This window comes from Brevibacillus formosus (genome assembly GCF_003013405.1).
In the GTDB taxonomy this organism is placed as follows: Bacteria; Bacillota; Bacilli; order Brevibacillales; family Brevibacillaceae; genus Brevibacillus; species Brevibacillus formosus.
Genome location: NZ_PXZL01000033.1, coordinates 70,619 through 86,006, shown reverse-complemented (window position 1 = coordinate 86,006; position 15,388 = coordinate 70,619). Strand labels below are relative to the sequence as shown.

Sequence of the window (15,388 nt, the reverse complement as noted above, 5' to 3'; positions counted from 1 at the left end):
CTATGATACGACAAGCCGTATGCCGTTGCAATCGTTTTTAACGGCTTGCGCACCCGTTATTTCATAAGTTTGTTCATCGTTTTCAAAAGCTCGTCAATCACTTCATGATCGCCTTGCTGAATGCGATCCATCACACAGCTTTTCATATGTCCTTCGAGGAGCATTTTCCCAACCGCATTCAGTGCAGACTGAACAGCGGCAATTTGATTGAGAATGTCGTCGCAGTAGACATCCTTTTCTACCATCCCACGAATTCCGCGAACTTGCCCCTCTACCCGATTGAGACGGGAGATGAGATTAGACTTAATTTTCTCCGGCCTTTCGGTGGACCGATCAGTCGAGCAGCATTGATGGTTGTCTTCCATATGGCCTATCCTCCTTCACCAATATCAGCACGTAATTCTAGCTTACTTGGTCGCCAATGGTTCGTCAAATGAGAAAGGTCCTCCCGCGCGCAGGAAGGACCCTAAAACATACCCGAAAAGGTATTCTTATGCTCTCGTTGCTACAATCTCGCCTTTGTACAGGCCAGAAGCAAGCAGTTCGTCAACGAACTCGTTGAACTGTGGAATGTTCAACTGTTGCTTCGCATCAGACAGTGCCACATCTGGATCTGGGTGAACCTCTACCATGATGCCGTCAGAACCGACTGCGAAACCTGCTTTCGCGCAAGGCAAGAGCAGATCACGACGACCTGTAGAGTGCGTCACGTCTACAAACACTGGCAAGTGCGTCTCTTGCTTGAGGAGTGGTACAGCAGAAATATCGAGCGTATTGCGAGTCGCTTTTTCATACGTGCGGATTCCACGCTCGCACAGCATGACTTGTGTGTTCCCTTCGGACAGGATGTACTCTGCCGCGTAGATGAACTCTTCAATCGTAGCAGAGAGGCCACGCTTCAAGAGGATCGGCTTGTTCACACGACCTGCCGCCTTCAGCAGCTCGAAGTTTTGCATATTGCGAGCACCGATTTGGATAACATCGATGTATTTCGTCGCCATCTCAAGATCTGCTGGCGTCACGATTTCACTGATCGTTACGAGGTTGAATTCATCCCCGATACGCTTGAGAATTTGCAAGCCCTCTTCACCCAGACCTTGGAAGTCGTATGGCGAAGTACGAGGCTTGTACGCGCCGCCGCGCAGTGTGCGCAGTCCGCGTTTTGCGTGGTTTTCTGCTACTGCTCTTACTTGCTCGTAGCTTTCCACGGAGCAAGGACCTGCGATGAGAATCGGATTTTTTCCTCCGAACTCTACGCCTTTTACCGTGATAACCGTATCCTCTGCTTTTTTCTTACGGCTAACGAGGAGTACTTTTTTCTTATCGTCGTCTTGCAGATCTAAGGAAACTTGGAAAATTTGCTTGAACAAATGACGAATTGCATTGTCATTGAAAGGACCTTTATTGTTTTCAACGAGCAGATTGAGCATTTGGCGCTCACGCTCTGGGTCAAAACGGTTGCTGCCCTGTTTTTCTTTTTCTTTGCCGAGCTCTTGAACCAAGGTAGCTCGTTTGTTGATCAATTCAAGAATTTGCAGGTTGATCTCGTCTATCTGCTTGCGCATAGTTTCGATTTGATCGTGTGCCATCTCTCTCCACTCTCCTCTTTTTATATAGGGATTTATCGATAAATTAGGGTAATTATAATCGATTCAAACACCCTTGTCAGCAGTTTAGCGCCAAAAAGCGCGAAAGTAAATTTTTTCTGTTTTTTTATCTTTTCCAATTATTCGTCAAAACGAAGAAGATTCCTTGATTCGACAGGATTCTTTTCCTTTCAAATCGAATAGTTTTGGATATATGTTCTAGCTAAAAATGATTGTTCCTTTCCGATCCAGACCAAAATTACCGATAAGTATTGTAAAGACTTCATGAACAACCTCTTACAAGGAGTGACCTACTTTTGTCTGACATCACAGCCCCTGAGCTTATTTTTTCATTAGATATTGGAACGCGCAGCGTCGTCGGCCTAATCGTGGAAACGACCGGCGAGCAGTACCGCGTGTTGGACTGCGCCATTCGAGAGCACGATGAACGCTCTATGCTCGATGGGCAAATTCACGATATTGTCGCCGTAGCTAAGGTGATTCAACAAATAAAAGAAGAGCTCGAGGCAAAATATGGCAAACTGCATCAGGTAGCGGTCGCTGCTGCCGGTCGGTCATTGCGCACCCGCCGCGTTCGTGTGGACATGCCGTTAGCCAGACATGCCTTCATCTCGCGTGAAGATGTTGTCGCTTTGGAGTTTTCCGCTGTACAGGAGGCCCAAGCCGCATTAGCCCAAGAGCTAAAGGATCAAGACGTCACCCGCTATTATTGCGTGGGTTACAGCGTTGTTAATTACCATCTGGATGGAGAGTTGATCGGAAGTCTGATTGACCAGCGGGGTGACATAGCAAGCGCAGATGTAATCGCAACTTTCCTTCCACGCGTGGTTGTCGACTCGCTGATCGCTGCTCTGAAACGATGCGATCTGGAAATGCAGGCATTGACGCTTGAGCCTATTGCGGCGATTAATGTCCTGATTCCCGTGACTATGCGCAGACTGAATATCGCCTTAGTGGACATTGGGGCAGGTACTTCTGACGTAGCACTGACTGAGGAAGGGGCAATTACCGCCTACGGCATGGTGCCTGTTGCAGGCGATGAAATCACGGATGCGCTCATGAATGCCTTTCTCATGGATTTTCCGATGGCAGAAGAGGTGAAGCGTCTCTTATCCACCGAGGAGTCCGTCACCTTCACCGACATTCTCGGAATGGAGCATACGCTGAGCGCTTCCGAGGTAACGAGTGCGATTGAGACAGACATCCAGCAACTCGCCGATAAAATTGCCTTCAAAATACTGGAGCTCAACGGAAAAGCTCCGCAAGCGGTCATGCTGATCGGCGGCGGCAGCCTCACCCCTGGGCTTACTGGACGAGTCGCTCAGGTCTTGAATATTCCTGCCGCCCGTGTTGCCGTTAGAGGCGGGGATGCGATTAAACAGTACGTCGGAGACAATCCTGCGCTCAGTGGACCTGAGTTCGTAACGCCAGTCGGTATTGCTGTTGCTGCGCGCCGTCATCCGTTGCGCTATGTAACCGTTACAGTCAATGACGCTCCAGTGCGCATTTTCGATCTACGAAAAATGACGTTGGGTGATGCGCTCATTGCATCTGGACTGGATATCCGCCGTTTGTATGGTCGCCCCGGATTAGCGATGACCGTCACCGTAAACGGACGAATGAAAATGATTCCGGGTGGTCACGGTACGCCGCCGGTGATTGAGCGCAACGGGGAGGGCGTCAGTCTCGACACGCCAATCAATGATGGGGATCAAATCACCGTAGTGGCAGGTACAAATGGGGATGATGCACGTGTGTTTGCCAAAGATTTATTCGATGAGCTGGACACGCTCGAGGTGATCTGCAATGATCGGCCCTACTCGCTCGGTCCAGTGGTACATGTTAACGGAGCGGTTGCTACTCTCGATACCTTGATCTCTGATCGCGCCGAGGTGGACATCCGCCTCCCCCGCACTGTCTATGAAGTACTGGAGCTCGCTGAACTGAAAACGTCAGCGGAATTAGGCTTGCGTTTTTCTGTGAATGGACAAGATTATTCCATTCCGTCCCGTATCGAGGTGATCGAGCTGAACGGAAGACCAGCAGCACTGACAGATATCGTCCGGCAAGGTGATGTCCTCGTATACCGGCTGGATGAAGTCCCCGCCCCTTCCATACAAGATGTCATCCCCTTGGAAGAATGGGTACAGGAGACTATGATCGTACACTTCAATGGTGAACGGGTCGAATTGCCTGTTGCACAGGTAACGATTACCTTAGACGGAAAAGCGGCAAATGCCGCCGATCCCGTGAGCGAAGGTGCCGACATCACGGTAAAATCCTCACCTGCGTCTACACCTGTGTTTAGCGATGTCTTCCGTTTTGTCGATGTTTCCTTGGAAAAGCCCGACCGTGAGAGTATCTCCGGATTCGTGATGCTCGTTAACGGCGAACAGGCCAACTTCCAGACAGAATTGAAAAGTGGAGACAAGCTGGAGCTATTCTGGGAATAGTCTCTCCCGTGCTCTTTTTCTCCATGCAAAAAGCCGGTTTTCACCTCGCTTATCGGGTGTCCCGGCTTTTTGATTACGCGTTAAGCGCCTGGCCAATCGCGTCCTTTGTAATTTTCCAGTGAGACGTGTGCCATTTTACTTCCCCGTCTTCCAGCAAAAAGATTTGCGGGGATTCGTGCTTGATGGAAAAACGATCCGCTACAGCGTTGGAGACAGGGCGATCCTCCCGTACCAGAATCACAGCAGATTCCACTTGATTGTCCTGCAAATACGCTTGAAACTCTTCATAAGCGGACGTACTGATTGGGCAGATCGTGCTATGCTTAAACAAAAGCTTTTTCCCATTTTTCGCTACGAACTCATCCAGTTCTTCTATAGAGTGAAGCTGTTTTTGTGACATGATTCATCTCTCCTTATCATATGTGCCTATCAGTATACATAAGTCCAAGCAGCAAAGTCTACATTTGCGGTGCAGTGGAGAAATGAAAAAGAGATACCTTTCTTCTAGGCATCTCTTTTTCCTTACACCATAATTTTCGTTAGTCGTTCGCGTAGCTCCAGCATCCATTTTTCATCGCCAAGGGACTGCGCCAACAAAAACAGATCCAATAGCTCGTTGACTTTTTCACCAAGTAATTCTCTTACCGTCGAATTCACCTTCTCATTAGCAATCAATACCAATAAGTTGGATAACTCTGACATTTCTTCGAATTCGATTGCCTGGCGCTGCGGATGTTGGCCCAGTTCCTCCATGAGTGACTTCAAATCATCCTTAATCACATCTACCACTTGGGAATGGTCACAGTCTTCGTCCACGCAGACGTGTACAGGTACATTCATAATTTTAACTCGTTTCCGGTACACGACGTTGCGCAGCTCGATGTCCATTTCGTTCCCGCAGCGGCTGCATCTCTTTTGCACGGTGTTCACCCCTACCTATCTACTTATGTATGTCTCTCATACTATTCGAGGGTCCTCCCTTCAATCCTGCTAAAGAACAGGTGGTACTTGGTGGATATAGAGTCAGATATAGACTAGAAAGACTATTTGGAGAGGGGAGTGAAAGTCCTTTTGGTTTGAGTCAACATGGTGGAGGAGAAGAAAAAGCACAGTTCTCTTCGACTCTGACACGCCAGCTTGGGGCGTCACTGTCCGTCTACACTTCAAAAAGGGGACCGTCGAGCCAAAGCACCCTACGGGCGGACGTTTCTCAGGGAAGAAGTGTTCGACAAGCGTGGTCCCCTTTTTGAAGTTCCGACTGGGTAGGCGTTGTCAAGGTCTACGAGCTCTGTGCTTTTTCTTCTCACCAGCTTTGTTGGCACATCGGTACCTTACTAAATCATGAAAGAAAAAAGACGATGCCAGCAAGTAGCATCGTCTTTCTTTTGTGATCAAACTTCAATCTCACGCGTAGATGGCGTTTACTTTTTCACAATGCGGACAAACAGCAACTTTCCCAGCTTTTCCGTCTTCGTCTTCTACACGGTAGCCAGTAATTTGCTCGGAGAAACAAAAGAGACATTCTGTATTGAAGTCCATGTCGTATTGCGCTTTCCACACAATGGATTTAAAGTCTTCTCCAACATTAATCGTAATTTGGACCAAATCATGCTGCATGCTAGATAATGATCTTTGCATCACATAAACATCCTTTCATACTTGCAAAGTCTTTTGGTATCCTCTAGCTTTTCCTGCTTTTCAGAATAATAAACATCGAGAATTGCAAGAGTATGAAAAACGAGAGATTCCCCAAACAATTTTCTCAAAAATGGGCGGATGCCCGGTGCGGTCCTATGCGATCACCCATATGTTGTAGATGTAAGCACAAGAGGCTTAACACACACATGAGGAGGATGTTTATTCGATGAGCGGCATCTTTAATGGAGAGTTCGACGGCTTCACTCTGGTTTTGATTCTTTTCATCCTGCTGGTTATTATCGGGTGCAGCTGCGACTAATCTTTCTTCCCCGAAGATATAGCCATATTTAGCAGGTCGTTGCATATACATGAAGTACCGTATCCTTCAAGCGCGTTTCCTCCGCAAGCTACCCTCGTCAGTGGGTAGCTTTTTTCTGTTTGAGTTGTGTACAATGGATAAGAATGATATGGAAAGCGAGGGATCCCCTTCCTATGAAAGATCCACGAATTGAAAAACTAGCTGACGTCCTCGTCAATTATTCGGTGACTGTCAAGCCTGGTGAAAACGTTTTAATTTACTCCATTGGCAATGTTACCGATCTGACAAAGGCTGTCATTGCCAAAGTATACGAAGCTGGGGGAAATCCGTTTGTCCAACTGATCGACCAATCCGTTCAGCGTGAACTCTTGATGGGCGCCAATGAAACACAATTGGGGATCATGCGTGAAGCAGATGTGGCTTTCATGAAACAAATGGATTGCTACATTGGCATCCGCGGTGGCGACAACATTAGTGAACTCTCTGATGTGCCTGGAGACAAAATGCAGCTGCACTCCAAGCTGCTAGCGCGTCCTGTACTAGATATTCGCGTACCGCATACCAAATGGGTCGTGCTTCGCTATCCAAATGCATCCATGGCTCAGTTAGCTAATATGAGCACGGCCGCCTTCGAAGATTTCTATTTCAAGGTTTGCACCCTTGATTACGGCAAAATGGATAAAGCCATGGACAGCCTGGTCGAGCTGATGGAGAAAACCGATAAGGTACGTATCGTAGGGCCAGGCACCGATTTGACCTTCTCCATCAAAGATATTCCGGCAATCAAATGTGCTGGTGAAGCCAACATCCCAGACGGAGAAGTATTCACTGCCCCTGTCCGTGATTCCGTCAACGGTACGATCGCGTACAACACGCCATCTCCTTACCAAGGCTTTACATACGACAATATCAAGCTGACCTTCAAGGATGGCAAAATCGTCGAGGCAACTGCAAACGATACAGAGAAGATCAATGAAATCTTTGACACGGATGAAGGTGCCAGATTCGTTGGGGAATTTGCGATTGGTGTGAATCCATACATCCAAAACCCGATGAAAGACATTCTCTTCGATGAAAAAATCGATGGAAGCTTCCACTTCACACCAGGACAGGCATACGATGAAGCGTTTAACGGAAACAAATCCTCCATTCACTGGGACTTGGTCATGATTCAACGTCCTGAGTGGGGCGGTGGGGAAATTTGGTTTGACGATCGCCTGATCCGCAAAGACGGACGTTTCGTTGTACCTGAGCTCGAATGCCTCAATCCAGAAAACCTGAAATAAATGAAAATAAGCGAAGGGCTCATTGTTCACAAGACATGAGCCCTTCGCTTTATTGGCTAAACAGAATATGCTGGTTGTTTCAACAAGGAAGTCATTTTTTGTTCCATAAAGGAAATCGTTGACTCCAGATGATGAATGGTATACTCCCAGCAAAAACGTTGGTATTCGTCAAAATTTACTTCCAGCTTTTTATACGAGGCCTTACTTTGTTGGAGCAATTGACGTTGCGTATCCAAGCAGCCCTCTAGCAAATCCTTTTGTTCATCGATCGTGCGGCTCTTACCGAAGAAAATCTTAACCAGCATGTCTGAACGCAATACTGGCGGCAAGATAGGCGTCTGAATTTCTTGACGGAAAGATTGTTTTCCGGCTTCTGTAATACGGTACAAAATCTTGTTCGGCTTGCCAGACTGAATGATTTCTTGCTTCGTCACGAAGCCCTCTTCCTCCAGTTTGCGCAATGCTGGATAAATAGCACCAAAGCTAGCGTCATAAAAGAACCCAATACTATTTGTAAACGCTTGCTTAATATCGTAGCCACTCATTTCCCCATAGCTCAAGAAACCCAGTATGATCGTTTTAACATCCATCTCTTCGCATCCTCCGTTACCGTTCTTTTTCTCTCTCTAGCGGCTAGGACTTAGCCTTTATGTTCGAAATATTCTTTAACTACATGTTATTATAAATGGATTTAAATAATTATACCAATGCTATTTCTTTATTATATCAATCAAAATTAATGATATATCCTTACACTCGACTAGAAATTGGGCGTCCCTTCCCTCTCCACTCCCCATAAGATGATACATACCTATCTGCTGTAGGGGGAGAGATCGGTGAAAAGTAAAAAATGGTCCCAGTATACGCGAGTAAAGTACCCTGTGAGCAGCAGCAGTCTGCACCCATTCAATTTCTTCGTTCCCATTGTCGAGCGAGTTCAAGAGGGAGTCGTCTCCATCGTGACAGAGGATGCTCCCCATTCCAAAGACGTGGATTCGTTAATTCGCAGCCTTATGGATCATGAAGATAATTCTCCACCCATGGAACGAAGCTTCGGCTCCGGATTTCTTTTTCATCCGAAAGGATATATCTTGACGAGCGAGCATGTCATCGGCAAATCCAAAAACATTTTCGTGAAGCTATATAACGGTAGAGTGTTTGAAGCCAAACGCATTATAGCTGATCGAGTTCGGGATTACGCCGTCATCAAAATTGATGCAGACTGCAAGCTATATCCGCTGCCACTAGGCAACTCCTCTCATACAAAAGTAGGAGAATGGGTCATCAGCGTCGGTTCTCCATCTGTATTCAAAGAGACAAAAAACGAGCCTTGTTCCGGGCCAAATACAGGGCAAATTGAACGGGACGGGCTATCGCCTTTTTGTATAGCGCCATGTCACCCATCTGGCGAAAAACCTCTCTCCCAGGCTTGGGGTTCACTTCGATTAACCACGCACGTCCGTCCACATCTACCCCAATGTCCAGTCCGAATTCCATCATGCGGCCAAAATAGTCCTCGAGCGTGTTTGCAACATCAAAAGCAAGCTGATAACATTCCTGCTTGATCAGCTCTCCACGCTCCTCGCCGAATCGCTTGAACATTAGCCATTCAAAGGGAATCGCTCTGCCTCCACCATGCAAATTGGAAGTAGCACTGCCCTTCTCCCCCATGCGTACTCCGCACCCTGTCACCTCCCACTCCCCACGCTCGTCCTTTTGAATCAATAGCCGTACATCGACGACATGCTTGCGTAGCAGTCCAAGGTCCAAACCTTGCTGCACCAGGAAATTGCCATCGCGAATGCGCTGCTCCTCTACCCACGTTTTGACCCATTTTTCCACGCCTTCCACCGTACCAATTCGAGCTACGTGGTGCTTATGCTTTTTGTCACGTCCAGAAAGGCTATAATCCTTGCCGCTGCTCTTCACTCTGAGAATGCTTCTTCCCCCTGTGCCGTTGCCTGGTTTGACATAGACAAGCCCATGGCGTGCGAGCATGTTTCGGACCTTGCCTTTTTCGTAAACATGCGTCTCCGGGATCCAGCGTTTGACGCGTTCATCAGAAGCAAGCAGATTCGTCACTCTCCATTTTTTACTGAACGGACTGTTGGCAAAGAAAAACAGATCGCTATTTCGCAGCCGGATATACTCCTTTACCCTGCGTCGATACCGATCAATGACAACTTCTGGCCAAGGAAACGTTTTACTCATCCAGCCCCCGTTTGGTTTGGGGATGAAGCCTTTGATCTTTCTGGCGGGAACATTGACGTCCTGATGCGAAAACAGGTAGATTTGTGCGCCTAGCTTTTGCCCTGTTTGAACCAGCTTTCGCAAATAACCTGGTTCCTCAAAGCGTAACCCCTCCCGCCAGGTTAAAATGCCGATTACCCGTTTTGGAATCATCCCAACACCCTCTTCACTTCTTTTCTTTCGCGATTAGTGTATGTGTGGACACCTTATAGGGAAACATTTGTCCATGAAAACGGGCTTAACCTCTCAGCCATTGACAAAGTGTCATTCCAACTTTTCGTTACTTACTTTTTTCAAGCTAATCTGTTAAAATAAAGGGCAACAATAATGCTGCAAGATAGAGGTGACGCCGATATGAGTCATGATTTTTCTGGCGAACACATGTGTCCAAAATATGAATGTGCAATAAACGTCCTTGGAAAACGCTGGACCGGCCTGATTATTCATGTGTTGCTACGCGGAACTGTACGTTTTAAAGATATCCGGGAAATGGTTCCACATATGAGCGATAAAATGCTCTCGGAAAGGCTGAAGGAGCTGGAAGAGCTCGAGATTTTGGAGCGCAAGGTGTACCCAGAGATCCCGGTTCGCATTGAATACGAATTGACCGAAAAAGGAAAAGATCTGCGTCCTGTCATTGATTCCATTCACGAATGGGGCCAAAAATGGATGTAGCATACCCCCACTTGTCCAAGACGGATAAGCGGGGTTTTTTATTGCGGTCAGGCATAAGCTCCTCCCTTTTGCTGTACACTCTAGCAACCCATAGTGAAGGGAGAACGGGCAATGCGAACGGCCGTCTACATTCGTGTCAGCACAGAGGATCAGGCACGCGAAGGGTTTTCGATCCCCGCTCAAAGGGAAAAGCTGCTCTCGTACGTTCACTCCCAAGGATGGGAAGTCCATGCAGTCTACGCAGATGAAGGCGTGAGTGCCAAAGATACGAATCGCCCCGCACTCGGTCAGCTCCTGCAAGATATCCGAACGGGTGAAATCGATGTCGTCCTCGTCTATCGACTCGATCGACTCACTCGCTCTGTCCTTGATCTGTATCAGCTCCTGCAGGAGTTCGATCAATATGCGGTACACTTCAAAAGCTGTACTGAGGTATACGATACGACTACCGCAATCGGGCGACTCTTTATAACCCTAGTGGCTGCCCTCGCCCAATGGGAGCGGGAAAACTTGGCGGAACGGGTTAAGCTGGGGATGAGTCAAATGGCAAGAGAACGAAAACGACCAGGAGGACCTGCACCGTATGGATACAATCTGGTGCGAGGAACGCTGGTCGTAAATCAAAGGGAAGCAGCAGGCGTACGCAGTATGTTCGAGCGCTATGATCGAGGTGAATCTCCGCGCCAAATTGCTGAATGGGCGAATCATTCCGGATTGCGCGGGAAAAATGGCGCTTCGTGGAGTGCAAGTTCCGTGCTTCGCCTGTTAAAAAATCCAGTCTATCATGGTGCGCTGCGTTGGAATTACACCGACGCCGACCAACAACGCAATGACCCGGAAGAATGGATTATCCAAGAGGCGACTCATCCGGCCATCATCGATCAATCATGTTTCTCGCGGGTTCAGGAGCGAATGAGTGCTCGCGGAACAAGGCACCCCCGCGTTCTCGGCTCCCGTTACCTCTTTTCCGGATTGCTGTACTGCTCGCGTTGCGGCTCCTCTATGCGCGGGAAAACAACCACAATCACGGGAAAAGGGGAAAAACGCTACACGCACCGCTACTACTTATGTAAAAACAAGCTCGCTGGTACGTGTGATGCTCCTGCCATACGTGAGGATCGCTTGGAAAAAGCCATTGTCCACGAGCTGATACAGCATTCCCCAGAGTCAATCGCTGCGTTGAAGGAAGTGTATCAGACTGTGTTACAGACGAATTCCCGCGCTCCCGCCAAAGAAACTGAGCAGCAGCTGCATATTCGGAGGCAGCGCTGGGAACAGGCTTATGAAGAAGGATTCCTTACTCTCTCTGCCTTACGAGAGAAAATCAATTCGTTAGAGCTGGCTGCAAAAGAATGGGAACGAACTTACCCTGCTTTTTCAAACATAAAACCGCTTGATCTAGATGCTCTTTCCAATTGGAAGCTCATTTGGACGCACGCAAATGAAAAAGAACGGCGATTGCTCGTATGCACGCTCATCAAACGTGTTGACGCGGAAGCAACAGACGCTGTCTCTGGTCAAAAAAATCGAGAGGTCTGCCTGCGTCTGTTGTCTTTTCACTAAATTTTCCTCTTATTTTGTCTGTATGGCGACAGATGGTTCCCCACTTGGTTTGGAAAATTCTGTGACAGCGGGAATCATCAGTGCCAAAAACCGCCGCCTACAGGTTGCGAAGCGAATGTACGAAGAAATTTTTCAGACGGATGCTGCGATTAACCCAGGAAATAGTGGAGGTCCACTCATTAATTTGAATGGGGAAGTCGTTGGTCTCAATGCATTCATCATTCAATCCAGCCAATGCTTGGGCTTCGCCATCGGAATTGACGCACTCAAAATGCAACTTGAGCAGTACGTATTTAAGTGAGAAGCAAAGATTCAATAAAAAAACCCCGTCTAGGAGGACGGGGATTGCTTTTCTAGTGCAATAAGATATACATTTGGACCTTCTGTGTTGATTTGTTCTTCTGCCTGTTTTAATTGTTGCAGCTGAGCGGCCGTAAGCTGTGCGATAGGCAGTTCACCCAAACGATTCTGTTCCATGCGTCATTCCTCCGTTGGTGTCAGACTCACGATCGTAGTCTGCCCGATCTGGAGAGTATGTATTTACGCAGTGAGATCAAAAGCTTTGGCAATAGCAGAACATGAACGCTTGCAGAAAACGATGGGCAACTCGCGATCTTTGGCTTGGTTTTTCACAGTTTTGGCCAAGTTGTGATTGACGAAATCAGTCAACACCAGAATCATGTGGATACCAGCTGGAATTTTCACCCCGGTTTGCGAGCTTTTCCGTCCAGTTACATGGTGAATATCCTTGAAGCCTTGACCTTGCAAAAATTCGATAATATTGCCCAGGCGATCTCCGCCTATTACTAAAATGGATGACATAACTTGTTACCTCCTTAAATTTAGGTGAATGTAGGATTTATGTTTTCTTCTTAGAATGCTAATTGATAATGAATATCACTCTTATTGATAAATATTATCATTCCCAATTGGCTTTGACAATACTCTCCATGATAACTTTTTTGTCAAAAAACAAAACTAAAAACGACGCCGATAGACAAAGCCGCAGGGCTCTAGCGTTCACGCGCCCTTTTCCAAATTGCACCACACCATATTCTTCGTAATCATAGGAAAATGTACATAGGTGTTGCCCGGGTGTTTTTTCCAACGGTATAATGAAAAAATAGATTGTGAATGAGGAGGTGGCGTAGGGTGCAAGAAATTACACAGCTGCACGCCATTTTTGATCGCACCAGAGGTTATATCAACAGCTTCATGGGCGTTATCCAGCCGATTATCGACGCGGCAACGGACGAGCATACTCGTCTTTACTACCATCATATTTTGGAAGAAGAAGAACAGCGTATGGGACGCTTGCAGGAATTGGTTCCCTACCTGGAGAAGCTGTCAGCAGGAAAAAGCCTGGATCAGCTAAGTGATCGCGACCTCTCGCAAATGCTGTCCGATGTGAATCTGGAGCGTTTTGGACTGCACAATTTCCGCGAGCATCTGGAGCTCTCTTTGTATGAATTCAAGGATGACGAGACACGTCAGCTCCTGGATGGCATGCGTGAAAAGACGCATACAGACTATTTGACAGTCAAAGAGATCATGGCGAACATAAGCCAACGCTTCTCTGATGCGGCTCATCCTGATCTCACTGATCACGATGAGGGGCACGACATTCACCAGGTCGATCATTTGAAAGCCTCGGCTTCTGCTCCTCACGGTGTTGCTTCCGTGATCAAGCATTCCGCCCCTGCAGTTTCTGGCAAAAAAGGACTGACAGTTGGCAGCTTGAAAGGAATGTAAAGAATCGGAAATCCTGAAATAACATGGAGGTTACACTATGGACAAGCTTCGTAAATACCCAGACTCTCCCTTGACGACCGAAGAATGGAACCAACTGGACGCAACTGTCGTTGACATGGCTCGCCGCCAGCTGGTAGGACGTCGTTTTATCGATATTTATGGACCATTGGGTGAAGGCATCCAAACCATTACCAACGATGTATATGAGGAATCTCGTTTTGGCGGTCTCTCCCTGCGCGGAGAATCACTGGAAATGACACAGCCTAGCCGCCGTGTCAGCATGACGATTCCGATCCTGTACAAGGATTTCATGCTCTACTGGCGCGATGTTGCCCAAGCACGCACACTGGGCATGCCTTTGGACATGAGCGCGGCTGCCAACGCGGCTGCTGGTGGTGCACTGATGGAAGACGATCTGATCTTCAACGGTGCTGCGGAATTCGACCTTCCTGGTCTGATGAACGTAAAAGGCCGCCTCACTCATCTGAAGAGCGATTGGATGGAATCTGGCAATGCGTTTGCCGATATCGTGGAAGCACGCAACAAGCTGTTGAAAATGGGCCATAGCGGTCCGTATGCACTGGTTGTTTCTCCTGAGCTCTACTCTCTCTTGCATCGCGTGCACAAAGGCACCAACGTGCTTGAGATCGAGCACGTTCGCAATCTCGTTACAGATGGTGTCTTCCAATCCCCTACCATTAAAGGCCGCTCTGGCGTACTCGTAGCGACTGGCCGACACAATCTCGACCTGGCGATTGCAGAAGACTTCGACTCCGCATTCCTCGGAGACGAGCAAATGAACAGTCTGTTCCGTGTATATGAGTGCGTTGTATTGCGCATCAAGCGTCCAAGCGCCATTTGCACCTTGGAAGAAACCGAAGAATAAGAAGCCCTTTGGCACACCCATTGACGATTCTCGTTGTGGGTGTGTTTCAGTTATAATTAGAAAGTACGCTACGAAATTTCGAAACACTCTGACACAAATGTCATTGGAGGGTTTTTTATGAGATGTGAGGTCAATGGCGTCAACCTTTATTACGAGGAAATCGGAAGTGGTTTTCCTGTCGTAATGATTCATGGCTTTTCACTTGATCATCGCTGCATGACTGGCTGTCTGGAACCAGTTTTTGAGAAACGTCCGGGATACCGACGACTTTACATAGACCTGCCGGGAATGGGACAAACGGAAAACTACGACCATATCCACACCACAGACGATATTCTGGAGGTTGTCCTCGCGTTCATTGATCGACTTATTCCAGGAGAGCCCTTTTTCATTGCAGGTGAATCATACGGCGGGTATCTTACACGAGCAGTTATCGAGAAGCGCCGTGATCAAGTGAAGGGCGCCCTTTTCATCTGCCCGAACGTCATTCCTGATAAAGAAAAGCGCACACTGCCGGATAAACCCGTCCTGGTCAAGGAGTCTTCTCTCTGGGAGCAGCTAAGCGAGACGGAACGTGCGGAGTTTGAGTCGATGGCGGTAGTCGCTACCGATTATACGTGGAATCGCTATAAAAAAGAGATTATCGACGGCTATATGCTGTCTGACCCTTCTTTCCTCAGTAAAATCAGACAAGCGTATGGCGTGTCCTTCCCATTGGAAACCGCCCCCTTCCCGCATCCGAGTCTTTTTGTTGTAGGCAAACAAGATCATTCTGTCGGTTATCGCGATATTTGGGATATCATCGAAGGCTATCCCCGCTCTTCTTTTGCCGCTCTCGATTGTGCCGGACACAACTTGCAGATCGAGCAGCCGCTTCTGTTTACAGAGCTTGTGAATGAATGGCTGGATCGGGCACAAAGAGAGCTCTCCCTCTCCCTGTAAACAAGCATAAAAAAGAC

Annotated in this window: 18 protein-coding genes and 1 pseudogene; 10 read left to right on the top strand and 9 right to left on the bottom strand. The window is 47.7% G+C overall.

Translation table 11 applies throughout. The features are described 5' to 3' along the window. Positions 1-56: 56 nt before the first annotated feature. Complete coding sequence (locus tag C7R91_RS25125) at positions 57-365, bottom strand: metal-sensitive transcriptional regulator (protein WP_047071921.1); 309 nt, start codon at positions 363-365, stop codon at positions 57-59. Positions 366-491: 126 nt separating this feature from the next. Then, the gene (locus tag C7R91_RS25120) at positions 492-1,589 is read right to left on the bottom strand and encodes a bifunctional 3-deoxy-7-phosphoheptulonate synthase/chorismate mutase (protein ID WP_047071919.1); all 1,098 of its coding nucleotides are present in this window, start codon (positions 1,587-1,589) and stop codon (positions 492-494) included. Positions 1,590-1,903: 314 nt separating this feature from the next. Between C7R91_RS25120 and C7R91_RS25115 the strand changes: the two genes are divergently transcribed. Continuing rightward, positions 1,904-4,060 (top strand): cell division protein FtsA, encoded by a 2,157-nt coding sequence (locus tag C7R91_RS25115; protein WP_047071918.1) that lies wholly within the window; start codon positions 1,904-1,906, stop codon positions 4,058-4,060. Positions 4,061-4,133: 73 nt separating this feature from the next. Here C7R91_RS25115 and ytxJ read toward each other — a convergent pair whose 3' ends face one another. From ytxJ to C7R91_RS25095, 3 genes are all read right to left on the bottom strand, one after another. Then, positions 4,134-4,460 (bottom strand): bacillithiol system redox-active protein YtxJ, encoded by a 327-nt coding sequence (gene ytxJ / locus C7R91_RS25110; protein WP_047071916.1) that lies wholly within the window; start codon positions 4,458-4,460, stop codon positions 4,134-4,136. 122 nt (positions 4,461-4,582) lie between these two features. Beyond that, the gene (locus C7R91_RS25105; protein ID WP_083995130.1) at positions 4,583-4,981 is read right to left on the bottom strand and encodes a hypothetical protein; all 399 of its coding nucleotides are present in this window, start codon (positions 4,979-4,981) and stop codon (positions 4,583-4,585) included. 483 nt (positions 4,982-5,464) lie between these two features. Next, positions 5,465-5,698 (bottom strand): hypothetical protein, encoded by a 234-nt coding sequence (locus C7R91_RS25095; RefSeq protein ID WP_047071914.1) that lies wholly within the window; start codon positions 5,696-5,698, stop codon positions 5,465-5,467. A 226-nt stretch (positions 5,699-5,924) separates the two neighbouring features. On the opposite strand from C7R91_RS25095, the gene C7R91_RS25090 reads away from it, so the two are divergent. Further along, complete coding sequence (locus C7R91_RS25090; RefSeq protein ID WP_017250455.1) at positions 5,925-6,017, top strand: YjcZ family sporulation protein; 93 nt, start codon at positions 5,925-5,927, stop codon at positions 6,015-6,017. A 173-nt stretch (positions 6,018-6,190) separates the two neighbouring features. Further along, positions 6,191-7,303 carry an aminopeptidase gene (locus C7R91_RS25085; RefSeq protein WP_015892417.1) on the top strand — a complete coding sequence of 371 codons (1,113 nt, stop codon included), beginning with the start codon at positions 6,191-6,193 and terminating at the stop codon, positions 7,301-7,303. Between the two features lie 56 nt (positions 7,304-7,359). Here the strand turns inward: C7R91_RS25085 and C7R91_RS25080 are convergent, their stop codons facing one another. Then, the gene (locus C7R91_RS25080) at positions 7,360-7,893 is read right to left on the bottom strand and encodes a PadR family transcriptional regulator (protein WP_047071910.1); all 534 of its coding nucleotides are present in this window, start codon (positions 7,891-7,893) and stop codon (positions 7,360-7,362) included. A 423-nt stretch (positions 7,894-8,316) separates the two neighbouring features. Here C7R91_RS25080 and C7R91_RS29825 point away from each other — a divergent pair. Further along, positions 8,317-8,595 (top strand): annotated as a pseudogene (locus C7R91_RS29825) (S1C family serine protease); the annotation flags it as partial. A gap of 16 nt (positions 8,596-8,611) precedes the next feature. Here the strand turns inward: C7R91_RS29825 and C7R91_RS25070 are convergent. Continuing rightward, positions 8,612-9,706, bottom strand: coding sequence for a YheC/YheD family endospore coat-associated protein (locus C7R91_RS25070; RefSeq protein ID WP_047071907.1), 1,095 nt, complete (start codon positions 9,704-9,706; stop codon positions 8,612-8,614). Positions 9,707-9,907: 201 nt separating this feature from the next. On the opposite strand from C7R91_RS25070, the gene C7R91_RS25065 reads away from it, so the two are divergent. The 3 genes from C7R91_RS25065 to C7R91_RS25055 all read left to right on the top strand — a co-directional run bounded on the left by C7R91_RS25065 (position 9,908) and on the right by C7R91_RS25055 (position 12,092). Beyond that, entirely contained in the window at positions 9,908-10,228 is a 321-nt protein-coding gene (locus C7R91_RS25065; RefSeq protein WP_047071905.1) for a winged helix-turn-helix transcriptional regulator, read from the top strand. Between the two features lie 111 nt (positions 10,229-10,339). Next, positions 10,340-11,791, top strand: a complete 1,452-nt coding sequence (locus C7R91_RS25060; RefSeq protein ID WP_047071903.1) for a recombinase family protein — start codon at positions 10,340-10,342, stop codon at positions 11,789-11,791. A 22-nt stretch (positions 11,792-11,813) separates the two neighbouring features. Then, entirely contained in the window at positions 11,814-12,092 is a 279-nt protein-coding gene (locus C7R91_RS25055; RefSeq protein ID WP_047071901.1) for a S1C family serine protease, read from the top strand. A gap of 29 nt (positions 12,093-12,121) precedes the next feature. Here the strand turns inward: C7R91_RS25055 and C7R91_RS29495 are convergent, their stop codons facing one another. Together C7R91_RS29495 and C7R91_RS25050 are read right to left on the bottom strand one after the other, a co-directional pair. Next, positions 12,122-12,268, bottom strand: a complete 147-nt coding sequence (locus C7R91_RS29495) for a hypothetical protein (protein WP_162837758.1) — start codon at positions 12,266-12,268, stop codon at positions 12,122-12,124. 63 nt (positions 12,269-12,331) lie between these two features. Next, entirely contained in the window at positions 12,332-12,613 is a 282-nt protein-coding gene (locus C7R91_RS25050; RefSeq protein ID WP_007721245.1) for a DUF2325 domain-containing protein, read from the bottom strand. 330 nt (positions 12,614-12,943) lie between these two features. Between C7R91_RS25050 and C7R91_RS25045 the strand changes: the two genes are divergently transcribed. The 3 genes from C7R91_RS25045 to C7R91_RS25035 all read left to right on the top strand — a co-directional run bounded on the left by C7R91_RS25045 (position 12,944) and on the right by C7R91_RS25035 (position 15,371). Next, positions 12,944-13,543 carry an IMEF encapsulin system ferritin-like cargo protein gene (locus C7R91_RS25045; protein ID WP_047071899.1) on the top strand — a complete coding sequence of 200 codons (600 nt, stop codon included), beginning with the start codon at positions 12,944-12,946 and terminating at the stop codon, positions 13,541-13,543. 37 nt (positions 13,544-13,580) lie between these two features. Continuing rightward, complete coding sequence (locus C7R91_RS25040) at positions 13,581-14,429, top strand: family 1 encapsulin nanocompartment shell protein (RefSeq protein WP_007721249.1); 849 nt, start codon at positions 13,581-13,583, stop codon at positions 14,427-14,429. 117 nt (positions 14,430-14,546) lie between these two features. Beyond that, positions 14,547-15,371, top strand: a complete 825-nt coding sequence (locus tag C7R91_RS25035) for an alpha/beta fold hydrolase (protein WP_047071897.1) — start codon at positions 14,547-14,549, stop codon at positions 15,369-15,371. The last annotated feature ends 17 nt before the right edge of the window (positions 15,372-15,388 follow it).

Excerpts from the sequence above, each read along its gene's own strand:
- C7R91_RS25125 (WP_047071921.1), bottom strand. The coding sequence starts at position 365 with ATGGAAGACAACCATCAATGCTGCTCGACTGATCGGTCCACCGAAAGG.
- C7R91_RS25120 (WP_047071919.1), bottom strand. The coding sequence starts at position 1,589 with ATGGCACACGATCAAATCGAAACTATGCGCAAGCAGATAGACGAGATC.
- ytxJ (WP_047071916.1), bottom strand. The coding sequence starts at position 4,460 with ATGTCACAAAAACAGCTTCACTCTATAGAAGAACTGGATGAGTTCGTA.
- C7R91_RS25095 (WP_047071914.1), bottom strand. The coding sequence starts at position 5,698 with ATGCAAAGATCATTATCTAGCATGCAGCATGATTTGGTCCAAATTACG.
- C7R91_RS25090 (WP_017250455.1), top strand. The coding sequence starts at position 5,925 with ATGAGCGGCATCTTTAATGGAGAGTTCGACGGCTTCACTCTGGTTTTG.
- C7R91_RS25085 (WP_015892417.1), top strand. The coding sequence starts at position 6,191 with ATGAAAGATCCACGAATTGAAAAACTAGCTGACGTCCTCGTCAATTAT.
- C7R91_RS25080 (WP_047071910.1), bottom strand. The coding sequence starts at position 7,893 with ATGGATGTTAAAACGATCATACTGGGTTTCTTGAGCTATGGGGAAATG.
- C7R91_RS25070 (WP_047071907.1), bottom strand. The coding sequence starts at position 9,706 with ATGATTCCAAAACGGGTAATCGGCATTTTAACCTGGCGGGAGGGGTTA.
- C7R91_RS25065 (WP_047071905.1), top strand. The coding sequence starts at position 9,908 with ATGAGTCATGATTTTTCTGGCGAACACATGTGTCCAAAATATGAATGT.
- C7R91_RS25060 (WP_047071903.1), top strand. The coding sequence starts at position 10,340 with ATGCGAACGGCCGTCTACATTCGTGTCAGCACAGAGGATCAGGCACGC.
- C7R91_RS25055 (WP_047071901.1), top strand. The coding sequence starts at position 11,814 with ATGGCGACAGATGGTTCCCCACTTGGTTTGGAAAATTCTGTGACAGCG.
- C7R91_RS29495 (WP_162837758.1), bottom strand. The coding sequence starts at position 12,268 with ATGGAACAGAATCGTTTGGGTGAACTGCCTATCGCACAGCTTACGGCC.
- C7R91_RS25050 (WP_007721245.1), bottom strand. The coding sequence starts at position 12,613 with ATGTCATCCATTTTAGTAATAGGCGGAGATCGCCTGGGCAATATTATC.
- C7R91_RS25040 (WP_007721249.1), top strand. The coding sequence starts at position 13,581 with ATGGACAAGCTTCGTAAATACCCAGACTCTCCCTTGACGACCGAAGAA.
- C7R91_RS25035 (WP_047071897.1), top strand. The coding sequence starts at position 14,547 with ATGAGATGTGAGGTCAATGGCGTCAACCTTTATTACGAGGAAATCGGA.